General features: G+C 33.7%; 12 protein-coding genes. 9 read left to right on the top strand and 3 right to left on the bottom strand.

Annotated features, from left to right (window positions below):
* Positions 1-288: 288 nt before the first annotated feature.
* The 5 genes from BUB12_RS01555 (at position 289) to nth (ending at position 4,875) form a co-directional block, all read left to right on the top strand.
* Entirely contained in the window at positions 289-822 is a 534-nt protein-coding gene (locus BUB12_RS01555; protein ID WP_072887300.1) for a cell wall elongation regulator TseB-like domain-containing protein, read from the top strand.
* A gap of 12 nt (positions 823-834) precedes the next feature.
* Positions 835-2,019, top strand: coding sequence for a pyridoxal phosphate-dependent aminotransferase (locus tag BUB12_RS01550; protein WP_072887298.1), 1,185 nt, complete (start codon positions 835-837; stop codon positions 2,017-2,019).
* 78 nt (positions 2,020-2,097) lie between these two features.
* Positions 2,098-3,390, top strand: a complete 1,293-nt coding sequence (gene asnS, locus BUB12_RS01545; protein WP_072887296.1) for an asparagine--tRNA ligase — start codon at positions 2,098-2,100, stop codon at positions 3,388-3,390.
* 145 nt (positions 3,391-3,535) lie between these two features.
* On the top strand, positions 3,536-4,222 hold the full coding sequence (locus BUB12_RS01540) for a DnaD domain-containing protein (RefSeq protein WP_072887294.1): 687 nt from the start codon (positions 3,536-3,538) through the stop codon (positions 4,220-4,222).
* The gene (nth, locus tag BUB12_RS01535; RefSeq protein ID WP_072887292.1) at positions 4,222-4,875 is read left to right on the top strand and encodes an endonuclease III; all 654 of its coding nucleotides are present in this window, start codon (positions 4,222-4,224) and stop codon (positions 4,873-4,875) included. Before BUB12_RS01540 ends, nth begins: the two co-directional genes overlap by 1 nt.
* A 61-nt stretch (positions 4,876-4,936) precedes the next feature.
* Here the strand turns inward: nth and BUB12_RS01530 are convergent, their stop codons facing one another.
* Positions 4,937-7,585 (bottom strand): transglycosylase domain-containing protein, encoded by a 2,649-nt coding sequence (locus BUB12_RS01530; protein ID WP_072887290.1) that lies wholly within the window; start codon positions 7,583-7,585, stop codon positions 4,937-4,939.
* Positions 7,586-7,669: 84 nt separating this feature from the next.
* Positions 7,670-8,248, bottom strand: a complete 579-nt coding sequence (gene recU, locus BUB12_RS01525; protein WP_072887288.1) for a Holliday junction resolvase RecU — start codon at positions 8,246-8,248, stop codon at positions 7,670-7,672.
* Between the two features lie 105 nt (positions 8,249-8,353).
* Here recU and BUB12_RS01520 point away from each other — a divergent pair, with 105 nt between their 5' ends.
* On the top strand, positions 8,354-9,304 hold the full coding sequence (locus BUB12_RS01520) for a DUF2515 family protein (RefSeq protein ID WP_072887286.1): 951 nt from the start codon (positions 8,354-8,356) through the stop codon (positions 9,302-9,304).
* Between the two features lie 102 nt (positions 9,305-9,406).
* On the opposite strand, the gene BUB12_RS17805 is transcribed toward BUB12_RS01520, so the two are convergent.
* Entirely contained in the window at positions 9,407-9,514 is a 108-nt protein-coding gene (locus tag BUB12_RS17805) for a spore protein (RefSeq protein WP_200801005.1), read from the bottom strand.
* 163 nt (positions 9,515-9,677) lie between these two features.
* On the opposite strand from BUB12_RS17805, the gene BUB12_RS01515 reads away from it, so the two are divergent.
* The 3 genes from BUB12_RS01515 to BUB12_RS01505 all read left to right on the top strand — a co-directional run bounded on the left by BUB12_RS01515 (position 9,678) and on the right by BUB12_RS01505 (position 10,906).
* The gene (locus BUB12_RS01515; protein ID WP_072887284.1) at positions 9,678-9,947 is read left to right on the top strand and encodes a hypothetical protein; all 270 of its coding nucleotides are present in this window, start codon (positions 9,678-9,680) and stop codon (positions 9,945-9,947) included.
* 134 nt (positions 9,948-10,081) lie between these two features.
* Positions 10,082-10,441 carry a DUF1798 family protein gene (locus tag BUB12_RS01510; protein WP_072887281.1) on the top strand — a complete coding sequence of 120 codons (360 nt, stop codon included), beginning with the start codon at positions 10,082-10,084 and terminating at the stop codon, positions 10,439-10,441.
* A 72-nt stretch (positions 10,442-10,513) separates the two neighbouring features.
* The gene (locus tag BUB12_RS01505; protein WP_072887279.1) at positions 10,514-10,906 is read left to right on the top strand and encodes a cytidine deaminase; all 393 of its coding nucleotides are present in this window, start codon (positions 10,514-10,516) and stop codon (positions 10,904-10,906) included.
* Positions 10,907-10,958: the final 52 nt, after the last annotated feature.

Genomic DNA, 10,958 nt, shown 5'->3' with positions numbered 1-10,958 from the left:
TTTTTGTTGAAATAAATAAAAATAAAACATATTCCGTTAAAACTTGTTATAATATGATTGTGTTTTATTCTTTTTCAACGTTATCCTTTAGTATGGACAGAGAGAAGAGCAATATGATTAGTAATATCTGATAAAACAAGCAGTTTTTTTAAAGTAAAATTAGAGTATAATTTATACAAGTTTTGATATTATCTGGAGGGAACTATATGGGTGTTCTTGTGGTATATATAAATAAGTTTTACCTAGTAAAGCTAGAAACAAATAAGGCTTGTAGTGTGAATTGTAATTATGCGTGATTCCAATCAACAAAAAGCCTTCCTTCCAGATTGGGTAAAATGGAGTTCCTTAATTATCATTCTTCTTGCCATACTATTACTAATATTGGGTATATATTTGTATCGTGAAATGATTGACAATAAATCTAATGGTTTTTCTGATGCAGAAAATCGTGCATTACAAGAAACTAAATTAACAGACGTTGAGAAAGTGGAGCGATTCCATGGTAAAGAGTCATACTATATAGTATTCGGAAACGATGAAAGTAATAATAAGTTAGTGGTTTTTGTTCCTATAAAGAATCGTGAAAAGGAATTACTTCAACTGCAGGAAGATGAAATCATTTCCGAAACAACTATTATTGAAAATTGGAAAAGTGATTGTTCTAGTTGTGAATTGATTAAGGTTGTTCCAGGAGTTGTAGATGAAAAGGCTCTTTGGGAACTAACATATAAAGATCACAAGGATAATTACTTCATTGAATACCGATCAATTTATGATGGAAAGCAGCTAGAGCTGTTAAGACTTAAAAATAAGTTTGAATAAGGTGGGATTTTAGTGGATTTAGCAAATAGAGTTAAAACATTAACTCCTTCAACTACATTAGCAATTACTGCGAAAGCAAAAGAATTGAAGGAACAAGGGCATGATGTGATTGGATTAGGTGCAGGTGAACCAGACTTTAATACACCTAGCTATATCATTGATGCAGCTAAAAAAGCAATGGATAATGGACTTACAAAATATACCCCTTCAGGAGGAATCCCTGAGTTAAAGAATGCAATCATTGAAAAATTTGAAACTGAGCAAAATTTAAACTATTCATCTGATGAAGTGATTGTAACTACTGGAGCAAAGCATGCTTTGTACACTTTATTTCAAGTCATACTTAATGAAGGTGATGAAGTTATCGTTCCTGCACCATACTGGGTAAGTTATCCAGAGCAAATTAAATTAGCCGGTGGAAAGCCAGTTATCGTTGAAGCGCAAGAACAAAATGAGTTTAAATTAACTCCTCAACAATTAGAAGGAGCAATTACAGATCGAACAAAAGCTGTAATTATTAACTCGCCGAGTAATCCTACAGGTATGATGTATAGTGAGGATGAATTACGTGATTTAGGTGAAATATGTTTAAAACATGACATTATTATTGTTTCAGATGAAATTTACGAAAAATTAATATATACTCATGATGTACATAAATCAATTGCTCAACTTTCTCCAAAGTTAAAAGAACAAACCATCATTATTAATGGTGTGTCAAAATCACATGCTATGACAGGTTGGCGGATTGGGTATGCGTTGGGGCGAAAAGAAATTATCAAACCTATGACGAATTTTGCATCACATTCAACTTCCAATCCAACGTCAATTGCTCAATATGCAGCATTAGCAGCATATCAAGCAGACGAAGACCCAACCATTGAAATGAAGAAAGTGTTTAGTGAACGTTTAGATCTATTATACAATTTAATTAAGGATATCCCAGGGATTGAATGTATTAAACCAAAGGGAGCATTTTATCTGTTTCCAAATGCAAAAAAGGCTGCAGAAATGAATGGGTTTAATAATGTTGATGAATGGGTCCAAGCGTTACTAGAAGAAGAAAAAGTAGCAATTATTCCTGGATCAGGATTTGGATCACCTGATTATATTCGCCTTTCTTATGCTACTTCTAATGAGTTATTAGAGGAAGCAGCGAAAAGAATGAAACGATTTGTTTTGAATCATAAAAAATAAGATAACTAGTATTGAATAAGGTAGTTTTTCTCAATAAGGATATATCTATTTTAAGTATTAATTATGGAGGTAATAGTTTTGAAAGTAACTATAGCAGATGTTAAAAAATATGAAAGTAAAGAAGTAACAATTGGAGCGTGGTTATCAAATAAACGTTCAAGTGGAAAAATTGCCTTTTTGCAATTACGTGATGGAACTGGATTTATGCAGGGTGTAGTAGCTAAAAATGATGTGGAAGAAGAAGTGTTTCAATTAGCAAAAAATATGACACAAGAATCTTCCTTATATGTTACTGGTAAAATTGTAGAAGACAAACGATCACCATTAGGATATGAGATGCAAGTATCTTCTATCGAGTTAATTCATGAAGCAACTGATTACCCGATTACACCTAAAGAACATGGAACAGAATTTTTAATGGATCATCGTCATTTGTGGATTCGTTCTAAAAAACAGCATGCTGTTTTGAAAATACGTAATGAGATTATTCGTTCAACCTACCAGTTCTTTAATGATAATGGGTATGTAAAAATTGATCCACCTATATTAACTGGTTCTTCTGCAGAAGGAACAACGGAATTATTCCATACAAAATACTTTGATGAAGAAGCATATCTATCACAAAGTGGCCAATTGTATATGGAAGCAGCTGCAATGGCATTTGGGAAAGTATTTTCATTTGGTCCAACTTTCCGTGCTGAAAAATCAAAAACACGTCGCCACTTAATTGAGTTCTGGATGATTGAACCTGAGATGGCTTTTGTAGACCATGAAGAAAGTTTAGTAATCCAAGAACAATATGTAAGCTTTGTTGTACAGTCAGTTCTTGAAAACTGTAAGATGGAACTAGACGTGCTAGAAAGAGATACTTCTAAGTTAGAACAAGTTAAAGCACCATTCCCAAGAATTTCTTATGACGATGCTATTCATTTATTGAAAGATAAAGGATTTACAGATATTGAATGGGGAGAAGATTTTGGAGCACCACATGAAACTGCAATTGCTGAGAGCTTTGACAAACCAGTATTCATTACAAATTACCCTGCAGAGATCAAAGCATTCTATATGAAACCAGTTCCTGGTCGCCCAGAGGTTGTCCTATGTGCAGACCTGATTGCTCCAGAAGGATATGGAGAAATTATTGGTGGTTCTGAAAGAATAGATGACCTAGAATTAATGAAACAACGATATGAAGAGCATAATTTAACTGGTGAAGCCTATGAATGGTATTTAGAACTAAGAAAATATGGTAGTGTCCCACATTCAGGTTTCGGATTAGGATTGGAAAGGACAGTTGCTTGGTTATCAGGTGTTGACCATGTAAGAGAAACAATCCCATTCCCAAGATTATTAAATCGCTTATATCCATAAAAATAGATATCTCATATGATTTTCAAATACGTTTAAGTTTATAAATTAATATCATGAAAATCCCTTGCGTATAGCAAGGGGTTTTTAGCTATTTTTATCGATTTTTGTAAAGGACATGCTATACTTAGTAGGAGGTGTTGATTAGATGAAAAAATTACAAACGTTTCAGCATATATTATTAAATCAACTTTCCATTCCAATACAATTACTAACTTCCTATACAAAGCTTGGATTAAATGAAATAGAGCTTTTGGTCATTATACATATTCACCGTTTCCAAAACGAAAGAAATATGTTTCCGACTCCAACTGAACTAGCTAGTAGCATGACAATTGATGAAAAAGAGTGTAGTAAAGTATTAAGAAAGTTGGTACAAAAAGGTTTCCTTAACATCGAACAAATGGAAAATGATCTACAACAATTAAGTGAAGCTTATTCGTTACAACCCTTATGGGAAAAAGTATATAGCGAAGTAGAAGAAGAACCCGAACAATTGGAAGGAACTTTGTTTGTTTTATTTGAACAAGAATTTGGCAGACCATTGTCACCTTTTGAAATCGAAACCATTAATACATGGTTAGATGAAGATCAAATATCACCTGCACTAATTAAAGCTGGATTAAGAGAGTCTGTTTTAATGGGAAAACTAAACTTTAAATATATTGATCGAATTCTTAGAGAATGGAAAAATAAAGGAATTCATACAGTTGAACAAGCTAGAAATGCAAGTCGAAAATTTCATGATAAGGTTCAACAGAATCAAAAGAAAGAAAACCAGCCCAAAAGGGATACTTCCTTTTATTATAACTGGTTAGAGGGGGAGGACTCTTAATGTTAAATAAAACGGAGATACGCTTTTGCTTAGATGAATTTGAAAGGATGTTTCCTGATGCTGAATGTGAATTAATTCATCAGAATCCTTTTGAGTTAGTAATTGCAGTAGTTTTATCGGCCCAGTGTACTGATGCGCTAGTAAATAAAGTAACTAAGGATTTATTTAAGAAATATAAAACACCTGAAGATTATTTAGTTGTTTCCTTGGAAGAGCTACAACAAGATATTCGCTCCATTGGATTATATCGAACGAAGGCCAAAAATATTCAAAAATTATGTCAGTCATTAATTGATGAATATGATGGGGAAGTACCTAGCTCAAAAGAAGAGTTAATTAAGTTGGCAGGAGTAGGAAGGAAGACTGCAAACGTAGTAGCATCCGTAGCATTTGGTGAACCAGCTATTGCCGTTGATACTCATGTTGAACGTGTATCGAAGCGATTAGCATTCTGTAGATGGAAAGATTCGGTACTTGAGGTTGAAAAAACGTTAATGAAAAAAATACCCAAGGAAGAGTGGAGTGATACACACCATCGAATGATATTCTTTGGACGTTATCACTGTAAAGCTAAAAATCCAAACTGTTCGGAATGTCCACTTTTAGAAGTTTGTCGAGAAGGAAAAAAACGTATGAAGAAACGAGCTGTATAGAAAAGAGGTTCTGAGATATATTTTCTCAGAACCTCTCTTTTGGTACATTCAAATAAAACTTCTATTCTTCTTCTCCATCATCATCTTCACCTGGAATAGTTATTTCTCCACTGTGAACAGAAGTTCCTCTTACTCCTTCATTGGCACCTCTCAAACCAATAGGAGTAATTGAAACTGTATAGGTAGCACCTGCTTGAACTCCTGAAATTTCAAGAGATCGGGTGTTTTCTCCATAGGTCTGTATGTTTCCATTTGGACCTAATACTTCTACTTCAAATTGAGCCGGGGGACCATTGTATTCCCAGGAAACATCAATAAGATTTCCTTCTGCAACATAGTTTACTATTAAATTATTAACTGATCCAATGTTACCAGGATTTTCATCTTCTCGTTCCTCAACTTCACTTTCTTCATCATCCATGTTACCATCATCAGTCGTTTGAACAGTTACCGATTTTGGTTCACTTTTATTAGAATCATCAGAACTACTTATCACAATGACTTGTATTTCATATTCTGCACCTAGTTCCACTTCAGAAATAGAGATATTCTTCTCTTCAGTAGTGGATAGAACTTGCATTTGTCCACTATTAACGCTGGTACTAATTTCAAAATCAACATCTTCATCACTGTCATAATCCCAAGTAACTTCAATCGAATTAGTTTCCTTGTTAAAATCTGCTTTTAGATTATTGATTGGGTCAATTTGATCATATTTTGCAGATGTTGAAGTAGGTTCCGTTCCCTTTACAAATAATTCCGTAACAATCTCTGACTGTGGTGTATACTCACTAGGGAGAGCAGGAGGATTAGAACCTTTCTCAACAGGAACTTCCACTACTGAATTTGGCATTGTAAAATCTGGCGTTTCGATGTCTTGTGAAATATGTTTCATTGTATTGGCAAATAATTGTTGTGCATATGTTCTACTTCCTTCAATAGGAGTCATATCACTATATCCAGTCCAGACAGAAATCGTATAATTCGTTGTATACCCAGCAAACCATGAGTCGACAGCGTCATTTGTTGTCCCAGTTTTACCAGCAACAGGGAAATTAAATCCATCTAATTGCCAGCTACCACTTGTAATTACAGACTTCAACATATCCGATATCATATAGGCAGTATATTCCGACATAACTACTTCAGGATCTGGACTAAATTCAATTGTTCTTCCATCTGGATAAACTACTTTAGTTATCGCATAAGGTTCATTATAAATCCCTTTGTTAGCAAAAGGTCGATAGGCTGCAGCTAATTGCATTGGATTTACATTCGTCGTGGTACCGCCAATTGCTTCTCCAATTTCTCTGGTAATTGGTATACCAAGTTTTTCTGAGAATTCCTGTGCATTGCTTAGTCCATTTTCTTCGAGTGTTTTTAATGCAGGGACATTGTATGAGTATGCCAAAGCTGTGCGCATAGTCATCCATCCATGTGAACGATTGTCAAAGTTATGCATTACTGTATCTTCATCTACACGATATTGTCCATCGTCATGGATTTGATGATAAGTTGAAAGCTTATTGTATTCAATGGCAGGACCATATGAAACAATCGGTTTTATCGTAGATCCAGGTTGTCTATTAGCGTTTAAAGCATTATTATGGCCACGGTTTTCTAGGCCACCACGTGCACCACCAATTGCACGAATTTCTCCAGTTTTAGAATCTAATACAACCATACCTGCTTGGAATTCGTCGTCAGGGTATTTAATCGGGTTATCTTCAGCATCCGATAATAAAAACTCAACATGCTCTTGAGCATCTCTGTCTAATGTAGTGTAAATTTCTAGTCCATCCGTGTACAGATTTGCACCCTCGATTTTATCTTCAAGTTCTCTTTCAATTTGATCAATAAATGCTTCATGCTTTATACTATCTGGTCTAGATGTTGTTAATAATGATTCAATGTCTACTGCAAAAGCTTCATCAGCGTCAGCTTGTGAAATTTTTTCATGCCTAACCATTAAATCTAGGACGGTTTTCATTCGTTTTTTCGTTAAATCAGGATTTTGAAACGGATCGTATGCACTTGGTCTTTGTGGCAATCCTGCTAAAATAGCTGCTTCAGGTAATGTAAGGTCATGTAAGTCATCCTTACCGAAATAAACCTTAGAAGCCATACTTACTCCATATGCTCCTGCACCATAATAGATTTTATTTAAATACATTTCTAAGATTTCTTTTTTGCTGTACTCTCTGTCCAGTTTTAAAGCCAACCATTGTTCTTGAACTTTTAAACTAAGCTTCTTATCAGGTTGTAAAAAGGATTTCTCAACTACTTGTTGTGTAATGGTACTAGCACCTTCAGAACCAAAACCATTTCTTATGTTCCCGATAACTGCTCCACCGATTCGTCTTAAGTCAATCCCTGGATGATCAAAAAATCTAGCATCTTCTGTTGCAATAACTGCATCAACTAATACATCGGGAAGATCTTCATATTTAATTTTATTTCTTTTTTCTGTTCCTACATCAGCAAACACTTCTCCGTCTTTATCTCGAACTTTTGATGAGGGGAGTGTTGTTAATTTTGATGCATCAATTTCAGGTGCCGTGGCAACATAATACGTAAATAACCCTCCGACACTAATTCCGATAACTATAAAAACAATAAGTACGTATAAGGAAATTTTCTTCCAAATAGGTTTTTTCTTAGCTTTTTTTTGCTTTCTTCTTGCAGTTCTAGTTTGGCTGTTATCTGCCATGACTAATGACCTCCATTCTTCCATTAAACTTGGGATATTACCAAGTTCGTGGTGGATACTTATAATGTTTCTGCAGATAAGGTTTTAAAAATAAAATTTATCTATTATTGCTAAATAGTCAACTCTGGCTTGATAGTGAAATGGTAAATGATAACCATGTTGTTTAATTTTTTCATATGGTATAGATTTTCTACCATCTTTCTCTTTTTCATACCAATACTTAAACAAATACGTTGCTGGTAGAAAATAAGTTTCATCTAATTGAGTGAAACGAATAATTAGAAAGCAAATTCCTCCATGATTAACAATTGATTCCATATGATTTATTTGGTGTTCATGTATGTTTGCTAAAGGGAAAGAAGTTTTATTTCTCGTTTCCTTAGCTTCAAAATCGATGTATTTATTCCGGTATAATCCGTTATAATCCGTTGTTGATGCTTGTTTAAAATATGCTTCTGTAATAACAGCTGCACTTCGTTTGGGATAGTTCACTTTTACAATTTGAACTGGTGTTGGTTTTTTATGAATAATTGCTTTATCCGTATCAAGATAGTATTGGTTGGTAGAGTTAATATCTTCTTCTAGAGACATTCCACGATTTGAGAAGCTTTGAGTTTTAGGAAACGAGACATTCTTTCTCCTTTGCCCATTTGGATATTTCAATCTATGTCCCCCTAACTTATTAAAGTATCATAACAGAAAACTGTTACTTTGATAACGGCATATATTTTACATCATTGTTACAAAAGGATAGAAAGTAGGTTAAGTATGGATTTAGAGAATCTACATAAACACTACATCCATTATATAACAAAAGAAACAGAGAAGCATAATATTGATAACATTAGTAGAACGAATGCGTATGAGAAGTTTTATATAAAGCATCCAGATATTAAGTGGTCGTTGTTAGCAGGTGTTGTGTCTAGAAATGCTGGTTGGAATATGACAGATCTTTTTTTGCCACCATTTAAAACGATGTTAGGGAAGCACGAAAGACAGCAGCTATTTATGACCTATGAACGAGCTAATTGGTTGATTTTTTCAGATGCCTATCCTCAATTATTAATATATCAATTGTCATTTGAATTAGGTAAGCCTATGTTCCAATTGTTAGAAGAATTCAATGTCTCTCAATTCATGATTAACGAATGGAATCGGTTTTGGGAAAATAGGAATTTTAATAGGTTGATGATCGCTTTAATAATTAATGAACAAAATGTCATCCAATCTCCAGTTATTAAACAGAAATATTTTAAGCATCGTGTCTTCTTAGGTATTCCATACTTACTCCAAGATTTTTTATTCATGAATGCGGTTCTATTACCGACAGTAGGAAAAGAGATTTATGGAGAATACGTCCATGACTTTACAAATATTTCTAAAAGGATAGATCTTGGTAAAAAACTAGCTGCAATGCTATTTCATGAAAATATCTATCACAAGTTACTCAATTTTATTAAAAATCATCCTCATACCGGATCCAGGTATGATTATGAAAAACATCATAATTTATCTTTCCCTAAAAGTCCTTGGTTAAGGTTGGTCTATCCAATCATTACTCATGAAGATGATGTGAGAATAGATTGGTACAAGATTAGAAAGGTAAAGAAGAAATGGTTGCTTCCAATAAGGCCTAATATAAGGGAAGTGAAACAATCCTTTTATAAAAAGCGAAATTTACTATTTGCCTATCATCATTTGCATAGGTTGTGGAAGTAATAATCGAAGGGTTCCGTGCTTAACATCCCTGAACGTATTACCTCATAACTCATAAAATAAGGCTGTCCAAAAAGTTAGTGGGACAGCCTAAATTAATTCATGTTATGTTGATGGACGGTTAGGACCATTTAATTTTTTATCACCAGTCTTAAGTGACTTACCATTTAGTTCTTCTTTACTCTTATTTTGTTTCTGACTCTTTCTGCTCATTAGATTACCTCCTTTTATTTATTAGGGTGTCTAATTTCTAAAAAATAATGAGTTAAAACACTAGTTTTGTACATTTACTTCTAGTTTTGTCGAACGAGAAGGATAGTATCAGTGGCATGTTGAAAATATTAACTAGAAGTAGAAGAAGGGGTGTGCATGGCGAATGGAATCTTTTAAGAAAACTAATAATGGGGTTATTAAAAAAAATTTTGATCAATCCTTGCTACAATTACATGAACAAACTCGTATAATGGAACAGAAATTAACACTAAAAATAGAACAACACATCATTGAAAAAGAAAAAGACTGTCAAGAAAAAGTGAAAGAGATAAAAGAGTACAGTAAGAATATTCGAGAACACCAGCAGAATAGCTGGCAATTTAGATTTTCTATTCCGAAAGAAAAGCACAAACACCTTAGTCAACCACTTTAAAGGTGACAATTCCTGTTGTAAATTCTACACTTCTATAAATTCCGGTATTCTTCTTGTCCAATTATATTTTGTGCCTAATTTCTTAATACATGTTACAGTATAAAGGACATTATTAAGAATAGAGGAGAAGTTATATGGATCTCTTAGAACAAACGAAGCAATTATCCGAACATCTCGAAATGCTGAAACAAACTTTTGAAAAGAATCAACCGCCAGAAGACCGAAAAGATAAAGCATTCTTTCTCATGGTAAAAGAGAAGACAAACCCTATTTATGAGCAGCTTGCTGTATGGGAAGAAGTAGCGTTAGCATATGTTAAAGATAGAAAGATTAATGTTCATCCTCATCAAGTTTCTTCGACAAGAGAGAATATGGAGCTAGTAATGATGCATAGCTTTTATGTTGACGTAAGAAGGAAACGATTTATGGAACTGCATAATTCGATTCAATATATTTTTGATCAAATAATCCGTGAGCTCTCTCTAAATAAGTAATGTAATCGCTTTACAATTACAATATTTTCTATTATAATTACTTTCCACACATAAAAAGGGGGAAGTGGCAAAATGTCAAAACAACTTATAGAAAAGGCAATTGAAATAAGAGAAAAAGCTTATGTACCCTATTCAAAATTTCCTGTTGGAGCAGCTTTATTAACAAAGTCGGGAAAAGTTTATACTGGCTGTAATATTGAAAATGCTGCTTATCCTGTTGCTTGCTGTGCAGAGAGAGTAGCAATATTTAAAGCAATTTCAGATGGTGAAAAGGAATTTGTGGAAATGGCAGTTGCTGCCGACACTGAAAGACCCGTTCCACCATGTGGTTCATGCCGTCAAGTTATGGTTGAATTTTTTGATCAAAACATGAATTTATACTTAACAAACTTAAAACAAGATGTTAAAAAAGTGACAGTTGAAGATTTATTACCATTCTCTTTTCAATCAAGTGATATGGATTAATTTATAAAAGAATTTACTTTAAATGAGAAGTTGGTTTTCCAGCTTCTTATTT

This window comes from Ornithinibacillus halophilus (assembly GCF_900129485.1).
Classification (GTDB): domain Bacteria; phylum Bacillota; class Bacilli; order Bacillales; family Amphibacillaceae; genus Ornithinibacillus; species Ornithinibacillus halophilus.
The sequence above is the reverse complement of the archived record's forward strand: the minus strand, read 5'-3'. Positions and strand labels throughout refer to the sequence as shown.

Bases quoted from the DNA above. Each gene is read 5' to 3' on its own strand.
- BUB12_RS01555 (WP_072887300.1), top strand. From the start codon at position 289: ATGCGTGATTCCAATCAACAAAAAGCCTTCCTTCCAGATTGGGTAAAA.
- BUB12_RS01540 (WP_072887294.1), top strand. From the start codon at position 3,536: ATGAAAAAATTACAAACGTTTCAGCATATATTATTAAATCAACTTTCC.
- nth (WP_072887292.1), top strand. From the start codon at position 4,222: ATGTTAAATAAAACGGAGATACGCTTTTGCTTAGATGAATTTGAAAGG.
- BUB12_RS01530 (WP_072887290.1), bottom strand. From the start codon at position 7,585: ATGGCAGATAACAGCCAAACTAGAACTGCAAGAAGAAAGCAAAAAAAA.
- BUB12_RS01520 (WP_072887286.1), top strand. From the start codon at position 8,354: ATGGATTTAGAGAATCTACATAAACACTACATCCATTATATAACAAAA.
- BUB12_RS17805 (WP_200801005.1), bottom strand. From the start codon at position 9,514: ATGAGCAGAAAGAGTCAGAAACAAAATAAGAGTAAAGAAGAACTAAAT.
- BUB12_RS01515 (WP_072887284.1), top strand. From the start codon at position 9,678: ATGGAATCTTTTAAGAAAACTAATAATGGGGTTATTAAAAAAAATTTT.
- BUB12_RS01510 (WP_072887281.1), top strand. From the start codon at position 10,082: ATGGATCTCTTAGAACAAACGAAGCAATTATCCGAACATCTCGAAATG.
- BUB12_RS01505 (WP_072887279.1), top strand. From the start codon at position 10,514: ATGTCAAAACAACTTATAGAAAAGGCAATTGAAATAAGAGAAAAAGCT.